Source organism: Roseibium sp. MMSF_3247 (assembly GCF_030733765.1).
Classification (GTDB): Bacteria; Pseudomonadota; Alphaproteobacteria; order Rhizobiales; family Stappiaceae; genus Roseibium.
In genome coordinates this window covers 500328-520802 of sequence record NZ_JASHII010000001.1, presented here as the reverse complement: position 1 = coordinate 520802, position 20475 = coordinate 500328, and the positions used below count along the sequence as shown (strand labels likewise).

21 protein-coding genes are annotated in these 20475 nt (G+C 54.0%); 6 read left to right on the top strand and 15 right to left on the bottom strand.

From position 1 onward, the window contains the following. The 5 genes from RBB44_RS02285 to RBB44_RS02265 form a co-directional block, all read right to left on the bottom strand. Positions 1 to 714: a CpaD family pilus assembly protein gene (locus RBB44_RS02285; RefSeq protein WP_306148241.1), complete on the bottom strand. Its 714-nt coding sequence runs from the start codon at positions 712 to 714 to the stop codon at positions 1 to 3. A 10-nt stretch (positions 715 to 724) separates the two neighbouring features. Further along, a complete protein-coding gene (locus RBB44_RS02280; protein WP_209002327.1) occupies positions 725 to 2071 on the bottom strand; it encodes a type II and III secretion system protein family protein in 1347 nt (448 codons plus the stop codon). A gap of 101 nt (positions 2072 to 2172) precedes the next feature. Further along, a complete protein-coding gene (cpaB, locus tag RBB44_RS02275; protein ID WP_306156089.1) occupies positions 2173 to 3003 on the bottom strand; it encodes a Flp pilus assembly protein CpaB in 831 nt (276 codons plus the stop codon). Positions 3004 to 3160: 157 nt separating this feature from the next. Next, the gene (locus tag RBB44_RS02270; RefSeq protein ID WP_371932257.1) at positions 3161 to 3724 is read right to left on the bottom strand and encodes a prepilin peptidase; all 564 of its coding nucleotides are present in this window, start codon (positions 3722 to 3724) and stop codon (positions 3161 to 3163) included. A 61-nt stretch (positions 3725 to 3785) separates the two neighbouring features. Beyond that, on the bottom strand, positions 3786 to 3962 hold the full coding sequence (locus RBB44_RS02265; RefSeq protein WP_209172419.1) for a Flp family type IVb pilin: 177 nt from the start codon (positions 3960 to 3962) through the stop codon (positions 3786 to 3788). A 440-nt stretch (positions 3963 to 4402) separates the two neighbouring features. Between RBB44_RS02265 and RBB44_RS02260 the strand changes: the two genes are divergently transcribed. From RBB44_RS02260 to RBB44_RS02240, 5 genes are all read left to right on the top strand, one after another. Then, complete coding sequence (locus RBB44_RS02260; RefSeq protein WP_306148239.1) at positions 4403 to 4864, top strand: pilus assembly protein N-terminal domain-containing protein; 462 nt, start codon at positions 4403 to 4405, stop codon at positions 4862 to 4864. A gap of 18 nt (positions 4865 to 4882) precedes the next feature. Continuing rightward, a complete protein-coding gene (locus tag RBB44_RS02255; protein WP_306148238.1) occupies positions 4883 to 5452 on the top strand; it encodes a TadE/TadG family type IV pilus assembly protein in 570 nt (189 codons plus the stop codon). Next, entirely contained in the window at positions 5400 to 6062 is a 663-nt protein-coding gene (locus RBB44_RS02250) for a TadE/TadG family type IV pilus assembly protein (RefSeq protein ID WP_306148237.1), read from the top strand. The genes RBB44_RS02255 and RBB44_RS02250 overlap by 53 nt, the downstream gene beginning before the upstream one ends. Positions 6063 to 6177: 115 nt before the next feature. Then, complete coding sequence (locus RBB44_RS02245) at positions 6178 to 7590, top strand: bifunctional enoyl-CoA hydratase/phosphate acetyltransferase (protein ID WP_306148236.1); 1413 nt, start codon at positions 6178 to 6180, stop codon at positions 7588 to 7590. Between the two features lie 2 nt (positions 7591 to 7592). Beyond that, positions 7593 to 8777, top strand: a complete 1185-nt coding sequence (locus RBB44_RS02240; protein ID WP_306148235.1) for an acetate/propionate family kinase — start codon at positions 7593 to 7595, stop codon at positions 8775 to 8777. 63 nt (positions 8778 to 8840) lie between these two features. On the opposite strand, the gene RBB44_RS02235 is transcribed toward RBB44_RS02240, so the two are convergent. Beyond that, positions 8841 to 9719, bottom strand: a complete 879-nt coding sequence (locus RBB44_RS02235; protein WP_306148234.1) for a phosphate/phosphite/phosphonate ABC transporter substrate-binding protein — start codon at positions 9717 to 9719, stop codon at positions 8841 to 8843. A 126-nt stretch (positions 9720 to 9845) separates the two neighbouring features. Here RBB44_RS02235 and RBB44_RS02230 point away from each other — a divergent pair, with 126 nt between their 5' ends. Next, positions 9846 to 10466, top strand: coding sequence for an HAD family phosphatase (locus RBB44_RS02230; RefSeq protein WP_306148233.1), 621 nt, complete (start codon positions 9846 to 9848; stop codon positions 10464 to 10466). 15 nt (positions 10467 to 10481) lie between these two features. On the opposite strand, the gene RBB44_RS02225 is transcribed toward RBB44_RS02230, so the two are convergent. The 9 genes from RBB44_RS02225 to deoA form a co-directional block, all read right to left on the bottom strand. Further along, positions 10482 to 11510, bottom strand: coding sequence for a histone deacetylase family protein (locus tag RBB44_RS02225; RefSeq protein WP_306148232.1), 1029 nt, complete (start codon positions 11508 to 11510; stop codon positions 10482 to 10484). A gap of 54 nt (positions 11511 to 11564) precedes the next feature. Further along, positions 11565 to 12560 carry an aldose epimerase family protein gene (locus RBB44_RS02220; protein ID WP_306148231.1) on the bottom strand — a complete coding sequence of 332 codons (996 nt, stop codon included), beginning with the start codon at positions 12558 to 12560 and terminating at the stop codon, positions 11565 to 11567. 72 nt (positions 12561 to 12632) lie between these two features. Continuing rightward, on the bottom strand, positions 12633 to 14132 hold the full coding sequence (locus tag RBB44_RS02215; RefSeq protein ID WP_306148230.1) for a phosphomannomutase/phosphoglucomutase: 1500 nt from the start codon (positions 14130 to 14132) through the stop codon (positions 12633 to 12635). A 66-nt stretch (positions 14133 to 14198) separates the two neighbouring features. Continuing rightward, the gene (locus tag RBB44_RS02210; protein WP_306148229.1) at positions 14199 to 14702 is read right to left on the bottom strand and encodes a TIGR02281 family clan AA aspartic protease; all 504 of its coding nucleotides are present in this window, start codon (positions 14700 to 14702) and stop codon (positions 14199 to 14201) included. 165 nt (positions 14703 to 14867) lie between these two features. Then, positions 14868 to 15497 (bottom strand): uracil phosphoribosyltransferase, encoded by a 630-nt coding sequence (gene upp, locus RBB44_RS02205; protein WP_040451420.1) that lies wholly within the window; start codon positions 15495 to 15497, stop codon positions 14868 to 14870. Positions 15498 to 15564: 67 nt separating this feature from the next. Then, positions 15565 to 16818 carry a DUF1688 family protein gene (locus tag RBB44_RS02200; protein WP_306148228.1) on the bottom strand — a complete coding sequence of 418 codons (1254 nt, stop codon included), beginning with the start codon at positions 16816 to 16818 and terminating at the stop codon, positions 15565 to 15567. An 11-nt stretch (positions 16819 to 16829) separates the two neighbouring features. Beyond that, entirely contained in the window at positions 16830 to 17843 is a 1014-nt protein-coding gene (locus RBB44_RS02195) for an adenosine deaminase (RefSeq protein ID WP_306148227.1), read from the bottom strand. A gap of 20 nt (positions 17844 to 17863) precedes the next feature. Next, positions 17864 to 19084: a phosphopentomutase gene (locus RBB44_RS02190; protein ID WP_306148226.1), complete on the bottom strand. Its 1221-nt coding sequence runs from the start codon at positions 19082 to 19084 to the stop codon at positions 17864 to 17866. Between the two features lie 73 nt (positions 19085 to 19157). Continuing rightward, positions 19158 to 20474, bottom strand: coding sequence for a thymidine phosphorylase (gene deoA, locus RBB44_RS02185; protein ID WP_306148225.1), 1317 nt, complete (start codon positions 20472 to 20474; stop codon positions 19158 to 19160). Position 20475: the final 1 nt, after the last annotated feature.

Genomic DNA, 20475 nt, shown 5'->3' with positions numbered 1-20475 from the left:
TTACTCCGAAACTTCTGCGCCGACGCCTTCTGTGAAGGTGCTGGCAGTTGTTTCGCCCAATCTATACTTTTCGATCACTACCGCCCGACGATTCTGCTCCGACGGTGTCATTGCACGCGGAGTGATGAGGTCTGACGGGTTCTCGACCATTGCCGCCAAGTTTGCCTGAGTGGCACAGCCGAAGTTGTAGTAGTTTGTGTTTTCGCCGATACCACCGCCGATGTTTTTCGGCCAGACGCCGCACTCTCCGGTCGTCGCCTTCATGCGCGCATATGAGAGACGGATTGGCGCATCGGCAGACGGGTCAGTGGAGCGGTATGTGCGCGTTGTCACGTTCTTGCCGTTGACACCGCCCCGGCTCAGAGCTCCCCGAACATCGCGCACAACCGCATGAACCGCACTCTCATTTGCAGCCCCGGTCGGTACAAGGATCTCCACATTACCACTCCCGTGCCGGCGCGAATCCATCGCGAAAGACGTAATGGTATCTGTCACGGGGCTCCGTAGATTTCTCGTGTTCTTGCCAACCGGTAAGTCAAGGGTTTCCGGAGCTTCGGAGATTACGATCGGATGCTGGTACCGGTAATCGTGGGTTGCAAGCAATTCAGCATTGGACTTCGGCTCGGTCTGACAGCCGGACAGCATCAATGCTGCCACGAGGAACGCTCCCTTGGAGACAGTCAGTTTATACCTGGGATCTAGGGTCATATTCATCCGACCGTCCTCATTTGTAGATGAAACCAACTTGGCCGTGGTATGTGCCTTGGGCCTGCTCACCTGCCGGATTAAAGATCTTGTTTAGCCGGTTCAGAAAAATCGCCTCAGCATCCGATGGAGCAAATAGGTTCTTGTCGGGCCGCACCATCTTTTGTGCGGCCACCGGCTTAACAACGTAAGGCGTTACGAAGACGGCAAGTTCTGTTTGTTGTTTCAGAAAATCCCGGCTTTTGAACAACGCACCGAGCACCGGGATTTGCATCAGTCCTGGCACACCTTCAACAGCTTGCTGATAAGACTCCTCTAGAAGCCCCGCCATAACCAAGGTCCCGCCGGACGGAAGTTCCATCGTCGATTCTGCTCTACGGACTTTGAGTGCGGAAATCGTGATCCCGCCAGCAGACACCGCGCCTTCATTTGAAAGTTCGCTCACCTCGGTTTTGACACGCAGGCTTATGCGGCCACCCGTCAGCACAATGGGGGTAAAATCGAGACCGACACCGAACTTCTTAAATTCCACCGATATTTGGTTGTCTTCCTGAGCGATCGGAATGGGAAACTCGCCACCCGCGAGAAAACTGGCATTTTCGCCGGAAGTTGCCGTTAGTGTCGGTTCTGCCAATGTGCGGATCACACCGTCGCGTTGCAGAGCTTCCACTTGGGCGGTCAACGAGGATGTGCCACTTGAAAATGTCACACCGCCAGTTGCCTGATTGACGATCGATGGATTCACGTTGAAATTAGGGAAATTGCTTCCGAACGGGAAGAAGTTTCCAGCACCGAGGTTCGCCTGGAAACTCACGCCCAGCTGTTTTATGATTGACCGCTCAACTTCCGCGACAGTCACTTTCAAATGGACTTGGTCCGAACCAGAGACCGCAATCAGATTCACAATGGAGGATCCGGTCTCATCGCCTTGGAATTTTGCGGCAATATCAGCGGCCTGCTGCGCTTCCAGGGTACTTTTTGCTGTCCCACTTAAGACAACTTTTCCATTGATAGATTCAGCCTGGACGCTGGTTCCAGGGATCAATCGCCGAATTATGCGCGTAATATCGGAAGTGTCTTTCTCGACGCGAATGTCAAAACTCGCTAGCTCACGCCCACTCCGGCCAAACAGCACAAGACGGGACTGGCCAGCTGTGTTGCCCAACACAAAGATTCGCCGCGGCGTTCTCAAGACTGCATCGGCAATTTGCGGATTTGAAACCAGAACGTCTGCGGCATCCTCAGCCAAGTTGATGACAACAGATCGCCCAATGCCGACATTCAAGATTCTATCAGTTGCCCTTTCACCAGCAGCAACATGGATCTGGCTCGGAAAGGCTTCCTGAGACCACGACGCCGGCGCCATAAAAGATACAAGACCCAAAACTGCAGCAAAAGCGAAGAACCTCAAACCGGACCGGCGAATGCTTTGCTTATCGAATTGGCCGTTATGTTGAGTGTTTTTTTTCATTTCACGCCTGCCTGGCTGGTAATGCCGTATTTGACGAGATTGACGCCACGTCGGGTTTCAGTCGGCTCAGCATCGTCGGCCGAGTCCTGTGCACTTCGCAGTGCAAGCGCAATCGTCCCCAATTGTTGTGACTGTGCGACGATTTCTGATTGGGCTAGTGTCAATTCCAAAGTGGCGGTTCGTTGAGGTGACAGGTTTTTTTGATCCTGTTCGCCTGCCGTTGTGGTGTCGATGGCGAGCACCCGGATATTTTCCAAGATTGTTTCGCTGATAGCGGTGTCGTCGGTCCGGCGAGTCAAGATCAGGTCAACCTTGTCGCCCGGCAAAATGAAACCGCCAGCTGTTGTTTCAGCCTCAACCGAAACTGCAATCGCCCGCTTGCCCTTGGGCAGGATAGCAGACATGAACCCCTTGTCCGTGCTGATAAGTCGCTCTGGCCGGATAGGTTCGCCTTTGAAAATCGGAGTTTTAGCAATTTGGCCCATCAGCTCTTCGCTGGCAGCCGGGTTTACTTGTTTCGTCACCGCGCCGATCGGCACTGCATCTTCAGGCCAATCCGTCCAAACCATGTCATCTGTGGTGAGCTTGGCACCAAGCAAAATGTCGTTCGCCGCAGTTAGAACCTGATCTTTTGCTTGTTCTACAGGAACGGGGGCATTTGCCGCTTGATCTGAAGATCCACCGGACATCATTACCATACGGAACGCCAATACGCCGGCAGCCACCGCAATAGCCAAGACCAATATACGTGCGAATTTCATGACCAACCACCAAGATTCCGAAGGCGCAATTGCACCGTTACGGTTAGGTTGATCGCAATTGGTCAAAACATGGTTAACCGGATGTAGATATTTTTGGTTAACAACCGTTAAGGTTACTTAACAGATACTATATTTTTGAAAAACGCGAACCAATTCAGCGGAACATGGAGAAAGAGCACGAGAGTAATTGTGTTTTTTGGAACCGCACCGACGATCCGATCGCTCAACCGCTAATTATCGAAAACCAGTCAGACCATGGATAAACAATAAGTGCAGCGGCAGAAATCGCGATTCCATATGGAACCCCGCTTTTCGCATCATGTAAACGAAGCGCCCACTCTTGACCTCTCAGAGGGGCAGGCAAAACAACTAGGGAAGTTCGGATCACAATAAGTGAGAGTGTGAGGATACAACCAAGCAAGGCGACCAGAAACAAAAAATCAATAAGAATTGGTCCAAAACCAAACCACAGCCCAATCGAGCTCAAGAGCTTTACGTCGCCACCGCCCATCCAGCCAGCAGCGAAAAAAGCGAAACATGGTACGAAAACCACCACCAATCCAAGCCCGTGCGCGCCCCACTCATCTACGGGCATGCCATTGACCGCAGCCAAAACGATAAAACCGGTGATTAATAGGATTGAAACACGGTTTCCGATCTTCATGGTTAAAAGATCGGATACGCCAGCGAAGGCAACAAGCATGGGAAAGAGAACAAGAACTACCGCTTCAATCATTTCATATTTACCAGATCTGGCATGATGCCGAAACAGGATGCTGTAGTTCAATTGGCAGCCAAAAACCAAAACGGGCGGAAACCCGCCCGTTTACTATAACTCTTTCTTCCGATTAGCCTGCACCAGTGCTCAAAGCTGTGTTGATCGTATTGAAAATGGTGGTGAGGCTACCGCCCATAGTGACCAAAATACCAATGATTGCGACCGAAAGCAGTCCCGCAATGAGACCGTATTCAATTGCTGTTGCACCAGATTCGTCTTTTACGAAACGAGAAATGATTGATTTCATGTGTCTGCTCCAAGTACCACTTTGTTGACAGCTTCAATCCGGCAGATCTTGTTCTGTCCGCTCGGTGTGGGGTCACCCTAGGTTAGAGAAATTTCCAATCGGTTAAATTTGCAGCAACAACTTGAAAAATAGCCGCCATAAGTACCTATAGTTAATTATAAATGTATGAGTTCATCAGACGCTGATCGAGCGAAACAACTCGGCTTGTTGGCGCCAGATGTTTAAAGCCACTCGCTAAATCGCTGCTGCCATTCGCAAAAATGGCCTTGGTGCAAACACCTCAAATCCCCTCCAAGGCTGCCAGTCACTAAACCTACAAACCAAGGCACAACGTTCTAAGTCCGGTATTTTATCATACTTCTTTCGCAGGTCTGTTAGCAGAACATTCACGATAATCTCGATAACATGCCGTGTACTAGGCATTTGTAGGGATAAGTGAGATGCGAATTCAACTGATCCGACTTATTTTTGTGTTTCTCACGGGCGCTATTGCAAACGCGACAATGGCGGATGAGCAACCCGTATTGGTGACCGTGGACCGAGCTAAAATATTTCAGGTCGAAGACGGAGCTGCCGCGGTCATTGTTGGAAACCCGTTTATTGCAGATGTCGCGATGGTGGATCAAAACACTGTGGTTATCACGGGCAAGAGCTATGGGACGACCAATCTTGTCATATTGGATGAGGACAACAAGCCAATTGTCGATGAGGTCGTTCAAGTGCAAGCATCCGAGCAGGGTGTAGTCTCGGTGTATAGGAATTCTGCGAGAGCGACATTTTCTTGCAGCCCAATTTGCGAACCAACACTGCGTTTGGGCGATGCAGAAGAAGCATTCCAGAATACAGCTACTCAGGCTACATCCAGAAACCAACTGGCCGAGCAAGCCGCTGGCAACAGATAAGGCTAAATGTAATCGTTAATGCAGAACGAGTCTCACAACCAAAAGGCCAAAAGCAATCGCCGTCTTGCACTACGGACCTGTGCAAGGAAGCTCGCGCGTGACAAAGAGGGCGTGACGGCAATTGAGTTCGCGTTGGTTGCTTTACCGTTTTTTACAGTTGTGTTTGCAATACTGGAGCTTGGACTGGCTTTTATTGTCAATCGTATGGTTGACAACGCAGTGATAGAGGCTTCCCGAATGATAAGAACAGGTCAAGCTTCGGATGCCGGTTTCACGACCACCGATTTTGCAGACCAAGTCTGCGCATCAATGCCAGCCTTCTTATGTAAGCCTGAGAGAATTCGCGTAAGCGTTAGTGTCGCCAATGATTTCGTGAACGTGAGTTCAATCGATTCCTTATACGATCAGGATGGAAACCTGAAAGACGATAGCGAATATACGCAATCCAATAAGAGCGAAATTGTTGCTGTAAATGTGATTTACCAATGGCCAATGTTTACCTCATTGCTGAACCTCTCGTCTCTGGATCACGGGAATGAGCGTCACCTATCCTCAACAATGGTTTTCAGAAATGAGCCATGGTCATAGACGGATCTGTAGCCGCACTAAATTGAGCGTTAGCTGGACCGAGTGGTTCAAACGCTTTAGACGCGACCAGAAGGGTGTTGCGGGCATAGAATTCGCAATGATACTCCCATTCCTACTCGTTTTTTTGATTGGCATGGTAGAAGTGACCGATGCGCTCAATCAGGATCGCAAGATCAGTAGGATGGCAAATGCAGTAACGGATTTGGTAGCCCAGGCTCAGACGGTCACAAGGAGCGAACTCAACACCTATTTGCAGCTCGGTGAGACGATTCTCAAACCGTATCCCTCTGACGATCTTACCTTTGTCATCGCCAGTGTCACTTTTCAGGCAAATGGCGCCCCCGAGGTTGATTGGAGCTATCAAAGAAAAGCTGGCGTGGGCGGCCCCGCAACAGACTGGACGGATGGTCAAGAACCGCCGATTTCACTGCCCGCCACACTGGTCTCTCCCAATACGTCTATAGTGGTTGGTGTTGCAACACTTGGGTATACCCCTCCCTTTGCAGGGATATTTACGCAGTACTATTCTCGAGACTCGATCATCACGCTGAGTGACACTTATTACCTTCGGCCACGGCTTGTCGGCACGATCCTGTGCTCCGACTGTTGAAGGGAAATCATGTTTCGAATTGTGGATTTGCCGTATTTATAACGTTGTAAAGCGCTGGTAGGGTCCTGCTAATTGCTGCGGCGCAGCAGTTTCATGAGCAGGAGTGACCCAGCCGATGGCGACAAACAAAACCTATGATCAAATTAAGGTCGGAGACACAGCGGAAATCGTCCGTGAATGCTCCTCCAATGATCTTCTGGTGTTCGCCCACGCATCCGGAAACCGGAATCCGATCCACTTGCCTGACACGGATTGGACCGGCGACGGACACATCGACAAACCTGTCGCGCCGGCCATGTGGATCGGCGGTCTAGCTTCGGCGGTGCTTGGAAACATCCTCCCGGGACCCGGTACCATGTACAAAGCTCAGTCGTTCCGGTTCTTGGGCCGCGCAGCCGTCGGTGACAAACTGACGGTCCGCGTGACAGTCACGGAAAAAAGGCCGAACAACATCATCATGTTCGACATGGCTGTCTTGAATGAGACCGGTCAAAGCCTTGTTGAGGGGGAAGCCGAGGTCATCGCGCCGACGGAAACGATCGAGTTTGATTCAAGCGATATCCCGGCACTGCTTGTTCAACGGCACCGGCATTTCAACCGGATGATCGAGTTAGCAAAAACCCTCACCGCTTTGCCAACCGCCGTGGTCGCCCCGGATGATCCAAATTCCCTTGAAGGCGCTCTTATGGCCGCCCGGGAAGGACTGATTGAGCCAATCCTAATCGGCGCCAAGGATCGGGTCACCCAAGCTGCGGAGGAGTTGAACGAAAGCCTCGACGGATACGAATTTGTCGACATAGAAGACGAGTCGGAAGCTGCCGGACGAGCCGTACAGATGGTTCACGAAGGCAGGGTCAAAGCCATCATGAAGGGGCATCTTCACACCGACCACCTTCTCCATCACGTGGTGAAGAAAGATGGTGGCCTTCGAACAAAACGCCGGATCAGCCACGTCTTTGTCATGGACATTCCAGGGCGAAAGACCCCGGTCCTGATCTCAGATGCGGCTATCAACATCTCGCCGGACCTGAACACCAAAGTCGACATCACGCAAAATGCCATTGATGCAGCCCTTTCACTGGGTCTCCAGTCTCCACGTGTCGGCATTCTATCAGCCATTGAGACGGTCAATCCGGCCATTCCGTCTAGTCTAGATGCAGCGGTTTTGTCGAAAATGGCGGAGCGGGGTCAAATCAAAGGCGGTATCGTTGATGGCCCCCTTGCCATGGACAATGCAATCGATGTGCAGGCTGCCCGGACCAAAGGGATCACGTCACTTGTTGCTGGCCATGCAGAGGTTTTGATTGTGCCCAACCTTGAATCCGGCAACATGCTCGCCAAGGAATTGACATTTATCGCCCATGCAGAGGCAGCTGGATTGGTAATCGGTGCCAAAGTGCCGGTCATGTTGACCAGCCGGGCTGACGATGGGCGCGCACGTTTGGCCTCTTGTGCGCTGGCGCTTCTTTTCACCCATTGGAAAGAGAATTCTGCACCTGCCGGGATCTTTGACCGGGAGGAAGACTGAACATGGCACCGGTCGTTCTGGTTCTGAATTCCGGGTCGTCTTCGATCAAATTCTCACTCTATGACGGGCCGACTGCACAGGTCATCGGACAAATTTCAGGGCTTGGTGCGGAACCGCACTTAAACCTCGAGGCCCCGCTTTCCGGGCGCCAGATTGACCGAGCGTTAGACACTACTGACGGCAGCTCTCACGGAGCGGCCCTAGCAGCTCTGCTTCCGATCTTAAATGAAGAGCTTGGAGACCGATCTGTAGCGGCCGTTGGGCATCGCGTGGTCCACGGCGGGACCAAACACGATCTTCCGATCCGGATAACAGATGTTGTCATGCAAGAGTTGAGGGTGTTGGAACCTCTTGCGCCTCTTCATCAACCGCACAATCTTGCTGGCATCGAAGCAGCTCAGGCGGCTTTTCCAGAGGCAGAGCAGGTTGCCTGTTTCGATACGGCATTTCACCGCAAACACCCATGGGTCAACGACACATTCGCCCTTCCCCGCACCTTCTATGACGAAGGTGTTCGCCGATACGGTTTCCATGGGCTGTCTTACGAATACATCTGCGAATACCTGAAACACTACGCCCCAGACGCATACAAGGGAAAAGTCATTGTCGCGCATCTCGGCAACGGTGCTTCCATGTGCGCCATCCGGGCCGGCCAGAGCATCGGATCGACGATGGGGTTCACCGCTTTGGATGGCTTGCCGATGGGTACCAGATGCGGTCAGTTAGACCCTGGTGTCATTCTCTATCTCATGACAACAAAGGGCATGAGCCCAGACGAGATTTCCGATCTTCTTTACAAGAAGTCCGGCCTGAAAGGTCTGTCTGGCATCAGCCAGGACATGCGTGCACTCAGCCAGAGTGACGATCCCAGAGCTGCAGAAGCGATCGAGTACTATGTCTTCCGGCTGCGCCGTGAACTTGGTGCGATGGCAGCTGTTCTCAGTGGTGTCGACACACTTGTCTTTACCGGGGGCATTGGCGAAAACTCCGCGCTCATTCGCGAGCGTGTCTGCACAGATCAAGAGTGGCTCGGCATTCAAATCGATCCTGCGCTGAACAATGCCGGCGACGGACCCATTTCCACACAAAGTTCCAACGTCGCTGTGCTGGTCATACCAACGAACGAGGAAGAAATGATCCGCCGGCACACGGAAGCTCTCCTCACGACCAGTCCTGTACCGGCCTGATCGCACCACAGTCTCTTTGGATAACTGGGGCGGTTTATGTCGGCATCCTCACGCCTATTGCTGTCAATTGGCGTCGGTCTGGATGACCTTCGCATAAGGTTTCTCGAAGGTGCGCAGCACCGGCCGGTAGTCGGAATGAACAACAGGCTCAAATCCACCCGGGAGATCCGGTTCGATTGCGAGGTAGGCCGCGGGATCTTCCCGCCGCAAATCCATGAGCCCGGCTCTGATGGCCCGCTTCAAGACATCAGGCAAATCAGTGCGGACAGTATGCGCCGAATATGGAATGGGCGCTGACCGCCACACGATTTCCAAGTCTTCAAACTGGCGGCCACCCGAAACGTAATACTCGTTGAGCGTACCGGCGGTGAAACCGTTTTTGGCCTCCCCGGCCAGCGACGACCAACCAAGCGTCGCGTGAACACGCCCGTCCAAAACCGCCCGGATCCCTTCAACAGGATCGCGGACTTCAACGAGTGTCTGGAAATACTCCCGGGCGTTTATGCCGTCTGCCGCCAGGTTGACCAACGGCACCCGGTATCCTGTGACCGCATGTTTTGAACCGACACCGAGCCGCATATCCTTTAGACTTTCCAACGTAACCGTTTCACCATCCCGCTTGGCGATCATGATGGCGTAAAAACGCGCCGGGAAATCATCCGGGCCGGCGGTCGCTAATGGCTCTACACATTCGCAAAGCTCAAAAGATGCGGCATACCCGGAGGGTGAGAGACGAATGTAGTCAATGCGCCCAGCTGCAAGAGCCTCGATGCCATCGGCCATTGTCGGCATCAAGAACAGGTCGACAGGTAAATCGGTGATCTCTTCGAGTGCCCTGCGAAAGGGTTCAATACGCTCCCGTGCTGTTTGTTCCGTTGCGACAACAGCGCCCAACCGGACACGATCCGGGAGATCCGGATTCGCAACAGCCGACGTTGGCACAACAAGCACCAAGCATAACCCGACAAACAAAAAAAATCGTTTTATGTCCGTCACATATCTAACCTAATGCTGTCCGAAGAAACTGCAGAACAGTTCTTAGACGTATCACTTGCCTAAAAGGTTCTCATGACCATAACGATAACCAACGTCGTCTTCGATATAGGAAATGTCCTGATCGAATGGAATCCGGAAAATCTCTATCGCAAACTTATACCGAACGATGACGAACGGCATGAGTTTCTGACGACAGTCTGCACTCCTGACTGGAATGTTCAACAAGACCTTGGACGGACCTGGACGGAAGCCGTAGAGGTTTTATCAAGGGAGTTTCCCGAGAAGACGGCGTTGATACGGGCCTACTCAGACCGTTGGCATGAAATGGTTCCTGGCCCGGTCCCGGGAACAGAGGTTCTTCTCTCCGAACTTAAAGCGAACAAAACACCGCTCTATGCGATCACAAACTTCTCTTCGGAGAAATTCGCCAAAGCGCAAGACAGGTTTCCCTTCCTGAAAACCAGCTTTCTGGACATCGTGGTCTCAGCGGAAGAGCGCATGCTTAAGCCGGATGTGCGGATCTACCAGATCCTAATCGATCGCAATGATCTCGCCCCCGAACGCTGCCTCTTCATTGATGACTCACTCCCGAATGTTGAAACCGCACGGCGATTGGGAATGACTGCGCATCATTTCAAAAACGCAGCTGGTTTGGAGCGTGAGTTGGCTGCACTCAACTTGATCACGCGCTGAACCCGAGTCGCACGGCTAACCGGAAAAGCCCTCAAGGACATTCACGCAGTTGGTCCCAAGCGCATCGACGGCGTAGCCGCCTTCCAGAATGAAGATGGTCGGCACGCCAACGCGAGCAAGACGTTGCCCCAACCTCACAAAGTCTTCGGATTTGAACTTGAAACCGGAGATCGGATCCCACTCGAAGCAATCCAATCCGAGAGAAACAATCATTGCCTCCGGCTTGTAAACGAGAAGCCAGCGGCACGCCTCGTCGAGCGCCGGCGAATATGCTTCCCAGTCCGTTCCAAGGGGCAACGGCCAATTGCGGGTAAAACCGGTTCCGGCATGCTCACCGGTTTCATCCGCATAGCCTAGAAAATAAGGATATTCATCCTTCGGATCGGCATGAAGAGACAGGAAAAGAACATCTGGCCGATCATAAAACAGCGCTTGTGTGCCGTTTCCGTGGTGATAGTCGACATCCAGAATTGCGACGCGGTGAAGACCATAGTCCCGCAGGTATTGTGCGGCGACTGCGGCATTGTTGAAGAAACAATACCCGCCAAAGAAATCATGGCCGGCGTGGTGTCCCGGGGGGCGGCAGAGCGCAAAAACAGACTTTTCACCGTCGAGCACGAGTTTGGCAGCCGTCAACGCGGTATCTGCTGAGGCCCGCGCGGCCCTGTAGGTATGCTCACCAAGCGGTGTGCCGGCATCCATCGAATAGCGCCCCAGCAGCCCGTCGATGTGTTCGACCTTTGTGTCCTGCCGGAGACTTCTAATTGGCCAAACAAAAGGAAAGGCTTCCGCATCGCGGCCACTGGCTGTCCACAGCGACCAGAACCGCTCAAGGAAGGATACATATTCCTCAGAGTGCACCCGGTGAAGCGGTCGGATCGGAAACTCCAATGGAGGGATGACGTCGCCGACCTTGCGATCTTTCACCGTCGACAAGACGATTTCCGCCCTGCTTGGAATTTCGACAGCGGGCTGCAGCTTACCGTCTGAAATTTCCTGCGCCGGTGCGTGGGCTAGCTGGGTCGCTGAAAAAACCGTCTTCACAATTTGGCCCCCGTCCCGGTGAAATCACTTTGTCGAAGAATACTCTAAACGATCTTAAGAGAAACGGAATTCCGTTACCTGGTTATAGCTAGCACCGGGTCTCAGCAACACATCCGTGAACGTCTTCTGATTGACGCTATCTGGCCAACGTTGTGCTTCCAGGCACAAGCCTGCATGAGCACCGTAGTTTTTCCCGGCAAGTCCAGGCACGGGCACATCGATCTTTCCGCCGTCGTAGAGCTGCAGCCCGGGTTCAGTTGTCCAGACTTCCATCCGTCGGTCACCGCTTTTATCTTCCAGTGCTGCAGCAAACTCGACAGCATCTCTCGGTGCATCTGACAGGCAGAAATTGTGATCATAGATCACTGACTCTTCACCAGACCTTATACGCAGCCGCCGGCCATCCTGAAAATCATAAGGTGTCCATGCAACGCTGCGGATCTCCCCAATTGGAATCAGATGATCATTCACGGGGACATAAGTTTCTGCGGCGATCTCTAGTTGGTGATCCAGGATCGTATCGCTGCCGTCGAGATTGAAATAACTGTGTTGCGCCAGGTTGACCGGAGTGGTCTGGTCAGTCGTTGCCGACATCTTCACCCGCACCGCACCTGCGCCTGTCAGGGTGTACCGGACCAGCACCTCAACACGTCCCGGATAGCCCATATCGCCGTCCTCCGACACGAGTTTGAGCAACACGCTCGCTTTGTCACTTTGCTCAATCTGCCAGTTTCGCCGCGAGAACCCTTGTGGGCCTCCATGGAGATGATGGCCGTTGTCATTCTGATCCAACTGATACGCACGCCCGTCAATCTCTAACTTGCCATTTGCAATCCGGTTCGCACACCGGCCGACGATTGCACCGAAATACGGGGAGTGATCCAGATAGTCCTGCAAATTGTCGAAACCCAAGACGACTGATTGGCCTGCAAATTTCAGATCCCGGATGATAGCGCCGAAGGTCAGTACCGATGCTTCGAGCCCGCCCTTCTTCAGGGTGATCTCCTCAACGGGTGTGCCATCCGGAAGAACACCGAATTCCTGGATCATTAGGAAAACTCCTGGAGAAAAACAAAAAAGGCGGCGAGGATTTCGCCGCCTTTCTCAAGCCAAGTCAAGACTTTAGAGCGTCTGATTGTATTCGCCAACTTCGGGATTTTCCCGCAGAACCGCATCAACTGCCTTGAACATTTCATGAAGCCGCGCTTCCGAAGCCGGACTTTCGACCACGACGACAAGCTCCGGCTTGTTCGAAGAGGCCCGAACGAGGCCCCAGGTGCCGTCTTCGCTGACAACGCGGATCCCGTTGACTGTGATCAGATCGGTAATGGATTGCCCGGCAATTTTCTCGCCAGCGCCATGCATTTCCTTGAACCGGGCAACAACCCGGTCAACGACATCGTATTTTACTTCGTCGGCGCATTTCGGCGACATGGTCGGCGAGCCCCAGGTCTTGGGCAAATCCCTGCGCAGGTCAGCCATAGACTTGTTCGGGTTGCGATCGAGCATGTCGAGAATGGCGATTGCGGACACCAGGCCATCATCATAGCCGCGGCCGATGGGCTTGTTGAAGAAATAGTGTCCCGACTTCTCAAAGCCGACGATTGCGTCCAGCTCGGTCACCCGGCGCTTGATGTAGGAGTGACCAGTCTTGAAATAGTCGGTCTTGGCGCCGTTGGCCTGAAGCACTGGATCTGTGTTGAACAGACCGGTGGATTTCACGTCGACAACGAACTGGCTATTCGGGTGCAATGCCGAGATATCGCGCGCCAGCATGACACCGACTTTGTCGGCGAAAATCTCTTCGCCTTCATTGTCAACAACGCCGCAACGGTCTCCGTCTCCGTCAAACCCGAGACCGACATCCGCGCCAACTTCCAGAACCTTGTCCCGGAGAGCATGAAGCATTTTCATATCTTCCGGGTTCGGATTGTAGCGTGGGAACGTGTGGTCGAGCTCGGCATCAAGCGGAATGACCTCCGCGCCGAGCGCTTCGAGGGTTTTTGGCGCAAAGGCACCGGCTGTGCCGTTGCCACAAGCTGCAACGACCTTGATCGGTTTTTTCAATTTTGCGCGGTCTGTCAGCTCCTTGAAGTAAACATCTGTAAAGCCGTCGACGAAGCGATAGTTGCCGCCACCTTTCAAATCAAAGGCCGCGTCCAAAACGATTTCCTTGAGCCGTCCCATCTCGTCTGGACCGAAGGTGAGCGGGCGGTCGATCCCCATTTTCACGCCGGTCCAGCCATTGTCGTTGTGGGACGCCGTGATCATTGCCACGGCCGGAACATCGAGTGCAAACTGCGCGAAATAGGCCATTGGCGACAGAGCCAAACCGATGTCGTGAACGTTTACGCCCGCTGCCAGAAGTCCGTTGATCACAGCCATCTTGATCGATGCGGAGTAGCCGCGGAAATCATGCCCAACGACGATATCGGGCCGCACGCCGCGCTCATGAATGAGCGTGCCGATGCCCATACCGAGCGCCTGCATTCCCATCAGGTTGATTTCTTTTTCGAACAGCCAACGCGCGTCGTACTCGCGGAAGCCCGTTGGCTTCACCAGCGGCAACGTTTCATATTCATAGGTGTTCGGTGTAAGGGCAGGTCTTGGCTTCGGAAACATGAAGTCCTCTAAAAGCTTTGGCATCTAATTGGTGTATAGGAGGCCATTGTGACAGCAAAGACAAATCTACTGGATCAGTACTAGGGTGCCGTTTGAAATGTCAAACCGGTCCAGCTTGTTGAGGGCCGTCATGCCAAGTAGCGGGATCGACAGACTGCTGTCTTGCAACACCAATGCCTCAATGTTTCTCAAGTTGATCCGGCCGATCTGCAACCGGTCGATGATAGCCCGGGCGCCATAGGTGGTTCCGTTGGCGGTACTGACCCGAAGTTTGAAATCGTCGTTTGCCGGGAAAATACCCACAGTCCGCGCGACTGAAACCGGCAGAACCGTCGCAGAAGCGCCCGTATCGACCAGCATTTCATGCATCTGGCCGTTCAGATGAACGTCCGCCACGAACTGACCGCTACGGTTTGCCGATATCCGATGCCGGCGTTCACCGGTCTCTAAAGGGGCATTTGATATTGCAGCTGCAGTCTCACTTGTCTGGTTGTTTTGATGTTCAACCCATAAGGGGACGATAGGCGCAAGTGCTGCGCACAAAACCAGGACGATTAGAAAACGATACATGGGCCGCCTCGTTTGCCGGAAGCCTAGCGCTATCACAACAACCTTATCGCACCGTAAAGCGATCTGAGTTCAGTTTAGACACCCAAACATCGGTCCAATACGGCTGACACAAAAGAAAAACGCGGCACCATTGGCACCGCGTTTAAAGACAAAAAGCCGTCAGATTTATTTGGTGCCGTACATCCGGTCACCAGCGTCTCCAAGACCTGGCACGATGTAACCCTTTTCGTTGAGCTTCTCATCAATGGAAGCTGTATAGATCGGCACATCTGGTTGTTTCTCGTTGAATTTCGCCACACCTTCAGGAGATGCCAGCAGGCACAGGAACCGGATGTTGTTTGCGCCGCGTTCTTTCAGTTTATCGACAGCTGCGATGGCCGAGTTTCCGGTCGCCAGCATTGGGTCGACAACAATCACGAGACGTTCGTTCAGATCTTCCGGAGCCTTGAAATAGTATTCAACCGGCTCAAGAGTTTCCGGATCACGATAAAGGCCGACGTGAGCGACGCGTGCAGACGGCACGAGGTCAAGCATACCTTCCAAAAGACCATTACCGGCGCGCAGGACGGATGCAAATACAAGCTTCTTGCCCGCCAGTGACGGTGCCTGCATTTCGGCAAGCGGCGTTTCGATGGTCTGGCGAACCAGCGGAAGATCGCGGGTCACTTCGTAACACAGCAGCGTCGAAATCTCGCGCAATAGACGCCGGAACCCCTGAGTTGACGTTCCCTTGTCGCGCATGATGGTGAGTTTGTGCTGGACCAGCGGATGGCTGATGACATTTGCTCCGGACATATCTGCCTCTCTTTGTGTGGGCCGCATCCGATAGCGGGCGGTTTTCCGTTTGTTTGATGTTGTGGACCTATGCCCCGAACGGCAACCAAAAAATAGAGCCCGGGTTCATGATTTTTTCCAGTTTTTCCCGCAATTCCCGGTTTTCGGAGATTATCGCGGCTCCAGCCCGGCTGGTTCCCCCTTCCAGAATGCAGGACAACGGCAATTGCTCTTGCTCAACATCCAGCTCCTTGCGCAGCATGGCCGCGAGTCTGTCCGTCAACGCAATCGTGACAGCGCGTAGTTCCGTCTGCCGGTCCAATGCCTGATCATCAGACAAGTCGTCAGTTTCGGATTTCATACTGAGAACACCGGTGCTCACGAATAATCCGGTGTGTTCTGCCTCGCCCGGTCCTGTCAGTGTATCCAGCTCATCCACCTCATAACCGGCCCAGGCCAGCGGCTCCACGAGGGAATAGACCATTCTTTGGGCGGTCAGATGAAAGGGCACAATATCCTGATTTGCGGGATTGGCCTTCACAGGATGCGCAAAACTGTCTCCAAACGAGACGTCGCCCTCGGCGGCACCGCCCTCCCACAACGGAGCAAGGCTTTGCAACAAACGATCTAGCAGATCAGCGGCGTAAACCGACCCCCAGCCTTCGCTGCCAACTTTTACAACGAGGTTTCCAGGACGCGTGGATTGACCTTCGCCAAAGAGATCCGGACGCAAGGCCAGCGCTTCGCCAAACCGCTTCAAGTGGCGCTGGATGAGTTTTAAGAAATCACCTTCCTGCTCGGCGCTAAGCTGAAGTCCGTTGGCCAGTTCTTCGATTTCAAGACGGATCAAAGCGTCTGCATCAACTCGGAAAGGATCGACAGGATCGGAGGAAAACGATCCTGCGGCGAACATGTTGATGACCGCCAATGCCGCGGCCTCACGGCCTTTGACTTCGGTTCCAGCCATGGTGTCTTCGTAGGACCAGCCCTGAGGTGTGTGCACATCCATGTAGGCAGCGAGAATTGCCAAGTCCGATGCCGCTGCAAGAAGCTCATCTGCCGACTGAAAATTTCGCGCTGAGGCAAGGGCGCTCCACCGATCAACGCCCCCTGCTTCAAACAAACGCCAGACGCCGTAGGGCGGGATCTGGAAATCTGGATAGGTCTGCTTGGTGATTTCAAGAACCTGGATCAAGGCTTGATCCAGTTTGCTGATGTCCACGCTCACATGATCCAATTTATCAGCGCGCGCGCGATCCAGAAGGTTGTTCGCCACTAAGCGAACGCGTTCGGCCTTGAAGATTTCCAACAGGCCGTTGTCATTTTGGGCTTTGGTGGTCATGGTCGGCGTACTTAGCTGCCAATCTTTGCGCTGTCGAGCCGGGTCAGCAACCGGTTGCGGGTGCTGTCTTCACAAAACGCGGCCATGATGGCCGTCCGGCTGATCTCCATTTGATCGTCTCTTGTCCAGCCGAATGTCTCCGCAACAGACGAATACTCTTTGCAAAGTGTGGTGCCAAAAAAGGGCGGGTCATCGGAATTCAGGGTGATCTTGACCCCTTCTTTTCGAAGCATGTTCACCGGGTGAAAGCGCAAGACGGAATAAACGCCAAGCGCGATGTTCGATCCCGGACACACTTCCAGGACAACGTCTTCGTCGACGAGCCGTTTCACAAGATCCCGATCTTCAATGGCCCGGACACCATGGCCAAGACGTTTAACCCGCAAGAACTCCAGAGCTGCGGTGATGCTTTCCGGTCCGCCAAACTCCCCGGCATGGGCTGTCGTTCCCAACCCGGCATCGGCTGCCATACGGAACGCCTTGGCAAAGTTTGCCGGATGTCCGGAACGTTCATCCCCTGCAAGACCAAAACCGGTGACTAGGGGATGGGGATTGCCAATCACTTCCTTGACGACACGTTCGACGGAGGCTGTGCCGAAGTGCCGTACACCGATTGCGATCATCCGGCCGTCTATGGCCGTATCGATTTTTGCCCGTTCGATCCCGGCCGCAAGGCCTTCTACATAGGACCGGTAGGAAAGACCGGCGGCTTGAGCATGATCGGGCGAAATAAAAATCTCGCCGTAGATCGCCCCTTCCGCTGCAAGCATCCGGAAATAAGTCTCGGCAAGGAGCGCGTAGTCAGCCGGTGTCTTGAAGACGGAACTGGCCGTGTCATAGGCTTTTAGGAAAGATGTAAAATCGGACCAGACGTACTGCCCCTTGCCGTCAATCACCTCTGAGACATCGACACCATGCTGATCAGCGAGCTGACGGACGAGACGCGGTGGAGCGGCCCCTTCAATGTGGCAGTGAAGTTCGACCTTTGGGACCGCGAGGGTCTCGTCCTTACCTTTTGGGGCCACAGTCGTTCGCTGTCCTTCTTTTACAGAAAACTGGTTCCATGCGGGCCTTGGTCGATCCCAAGATGATCCGCAACGCTCTCCCCAATATCGGCGTAGGTCTTACGCCCGCCAATACCCTTGCCCACAATGCCCGGTCCCGTGGCGATCACAGGAACATGTTCGCGGGTATGATCCGTCCCGCGCCAGGTCGGGTCGCATCCGTGATCAGCCGTCAGGATTAGGAGGTCACCCTCCCGCATTTTGGCAATCATTTCCGGAAGGCGTCCGTCAAAGTGCTCTAGTGCCGCTGCATATCCCGGAACATCGCGGCGATGCCCATAAAGGGAATCGAAGTCGATGAAATTGGCGAAGATCATGTCGCCATCTTGCGCCAGATCCATGGCTTCAAGGGTCTTGTCAAAAAGCTGATCATTGCCAGCCCCCTTCAGAACCTTGGCCACGCCCTGATGCGCAAAGATGTCGGAGATTTTTCCAATGCCATACACTGTCCGACCATCAGCAGTCAGCCGATCAAGCAACGTTGGCTCGGGTGGCAAAACGGAATAATCGCGGCGATTGGCCGTGCGCTCAAACGTATCAGCGCTGTCGCCGAGAAAGGGTCGCGCAATCACGCGGCCGATGTTGTACGGGTCCGCGAATTCGCGCGTGATTTCGCAAAGGTCATAGAGCTTCTCCAGGCCGAAATGCTCTTCGTGAGCGGCGATCTGAATGACCGAGTCAGCGGAAGTGTAGAAGATCGGCTTCCCGGTCTTCACATGTTCCTCTCCGAGTTCTGCGATGATCTCGGTCCCGGAGGCATGTTTGTCGCCCAAGATTCCATTCAATCCGGCTTTTTCGCTGATCTTGGAAATCAGCTCTTTCGGAAATGTCGGGATTGTTTCCGGGAAATAGCCCCAGTCGAACCGGACTGGCACGCCCGCGATTTCCCAGTGCCCGGACGGGGTATCCTTGCCGTTCGAGACTTCGGCTGCATAGCCCCAAAGTCCTTCTGGCTCGCCAGAATAGGTCAGACCCGGGACGTCTTCACCGGTGGACAGACGGCCGGCCGCACCGAGCCCAAGCCGGTCCATATTCGGGACCGACAGAGGACCAGCGCGAAGGCCGTCCCTGTCGCCTTTTCCTTCCGCGCAATGCTGCGCAATGTGGCCAAGGGTATCCGACCCCACATCGCCAAAGGCGTCCGCATCCGCCGCGCCGCCAATCCCGAAACTGTCCAGTACGCACAAGATCGCACGGGGCATGAGCATCTCCTCATTATTGTTGCCGGCAAGTTCTGCCGGAAAGGGCTGGGTTTTGCTCCCGGCCTGGCCGCGGTTACGGCGCGATGCGCTCTACAACACTCGGACGATCCATGACGTCCTTTGCTGAACCGACGGTGTAGGCTGCACGCAATGCAATCGCTGCGGCTTCTGCTTCTTCTTCGTTGCGGGCATGCACGATTGCAAGCGGGCTATCTGCGTCAACCGAATTGCCCACGCCGGCAAGGCTTGTGAACCCAACAGATGGGTCGATCACGTCAGCAGCAGCTTTACGTCCGCCACCAAGCGCAACAACGGCAACCCCCACGCCACGCGCGTCGATTTCTGTAACGACGCCGTCCTCAAACGGATAGACCGGCGCCTCGAAATTGGCTTTTGCAAGATAGAGTTCCGGCTTCTCCATGAAGTCGGCAGGCCCACCAAGCGCGCTCACCATCTCGGCGAACTTCTCTGCCGCCTTGCCACTCTCAAAAGCTGACCGCATCATATCACATCCAACCTCAGCATCTTCAGCGAGGCCACCGCTTGCGAGCAGTTCACCACCTTGCGCGACAGTGACATCCCACAAACGGTTGTCGATGGCAGTCCCTTTTAGGAAATCGACAGCGTTCTGCATCTCGATTGCATTGCCCGCAGCAGAAGCCAAGGGCTCATTCATGTCGGTGAGCAGAGCGGTTGTTTTGAGGCCTGCACCGTTGGCGACCAGGACAAGGCTCTCGGCAAGCGCCCGCGCTTCTTCAAGCGATGCCATGAACGCGCCACTGCCCCACTTCACATCGAGCACAAGTCCTTGAAGACCCGCGGCCAGTTTCTTGGACAATATGGACGCGGTAATCAGGTCAATGCTTTCAACCGTCGCGGTCACATCCCGGATGCCATAAAAACGTTTGTCGGCTGGAGCGAGATTGCCAGTCTGACCGATCACGGCACAGCCGACTTCCTTTACGACCTTCTTGAAAAGTGCATTGTCCGGCTGCGTCTTGTAGCCCGGAATGCTGTCGAACTTATCGAGTGTACCACCGGTATGGCCGAGACCACGGCCGGAGATCATCGGGACAGCTGCACCGCAAGCCGCAAGTGCCGGAGCCAGCATTAGCGAAACGTTGTCACCCACACCGCCGGTGGAGTGTTTATCAAGGACCGGAGCTTCAATGTCGGACCAGTCCAGAACATCGCCGCTGTCGCGCATAGCTAGCGTCAGAGCGACACGCTCATCAATGGTGAGCCCCTTGAAAAAGACCGCCATAGCAAGGGCGGAAACCTGACCTTCGGTGACAGAACCGTCGGCAAGGCCCTTTACGAAGAACGCAATCTCTTCAGAGGACAGCGCCCCGCCATCCCGTTTTTTCCGGATGAGCTCTTGTGGCAGCATT

Excerpts from the sequence above, each read along its gene's own strand:
- RBB44_RS02255 (WP_306148238.1), top strand. The coding sequence starts at position 4,883 with ATGCAGAACGAGTCTCACAACCAAAAGGCCAAAAGCAATCGCCGTCTT.
- RBB44_RS02285 (WP_306148241.1), bottom strand. The coding sequence starts at position 714 with ATGAATATGACCCTAGATCCCAGGTATAAACTGACTGTCTCCAAGGGA.
- RBB44_RS02280 (WP_209002327.1), bottom strand. The coding sequence starts at position 2,071 with ATGGCGCCGGCGTCGTGGTCTCAGGAAGCCTTTCCGAGCCAGATCCAT.
- RBB44_RS02245 (WP_306148236.1), top strand. The coding sequence starts at position 6,178 with ATGGCGACAAACAAAACCTATGATCAAATTAAGGTCGGAGACACAGCG.
- RBB44_RS02230 (WP_306148233.1), top strand. The coding sequence starts at position 9,846 with ATGACCATAACGATAACCAACGTCGTCTTCGATATAGGAAATGTCCTG.
- RBB44_RS02250 (WP_306148237.1), top strand. The coding sequence starts at position 5,400 with ATGAGCGTCACCTATCCTCAACAATGGTTTTCAGAAATGAGCCATGGT.
- RBB44_RS02220 (WP_306148231.1), bottom strand. The coding sequence starts at position 12,560 with ATGATCCAGGAATTCGGTGTTCTTCCGGATGGCACACCCGTTGAGGAG.
- deoA (WP_306148225.1), bottom strand. The coding sequence starts at position 20,474 with ATGCTGCCACAAGAGCTCATCCGGAAAAAACGGGATGGCGGGGCGCTG.
- upp (WP_040451420.1), bottom strand. The coding sequence starts at position 15,497 with ATGTCCGGAGCAAATGTCATCAGCCATCCGCTGGTCCAGCACAAACTC.
- RBB44_RS02215 (WP_306148230.1), bottom strand. The coding sequence starts at position 14,132 with ATGTTTCCGAAGCCAAGACCTGCCCTTACACCGAACACCTATGAATAT.
- RBB44_RS02200 (WP_306148228.1), bottom strand. The coding sequence starts at position 16,818 with ATGACCACCAAAGCCCAAAATGACAACGGCCTGTTGGAAATCTTCAAG.
- RBB44_RS02260 (WP_306148239.1), top strand. The coding sequence starts at position 4,403 with ATGCGAATTCAACTGATCCGACTTATTTTTGTGTTTCTCACGGGCGCT.
- RBB44_RS02190 (WP_306148226.1), bottom strand. The coding sequence starts at position 19,084 with ATGCCCCGTGCGATCTTGTGCGTACTGGACAGTTTCGGGATTGGCGGC.
- RBB44_RS02210 (WP_306148229.1), bottom strand. The coding sequence starts at position 14,702 with ATGTATCGTTTTCTAATCGTCCTGGTTTTGTGCGCAGCACTTGCGCCT.
- RBB44_RS02265 (WP_209172419.1), bottom strand. The coding sequence starts at position 3,962 with ATGAAATCAATCATTTCTCGTTTCGTAAAAGACGAATCTGGTGCAACA.
- RBB44_RS02240 (WP_306148235.1), top strand. The coding sequence starts at position 7,593 with ATGGCACCGGTCGTTCTGGTTCTGAATTCCGGGTCGTCTTCGATCAAA.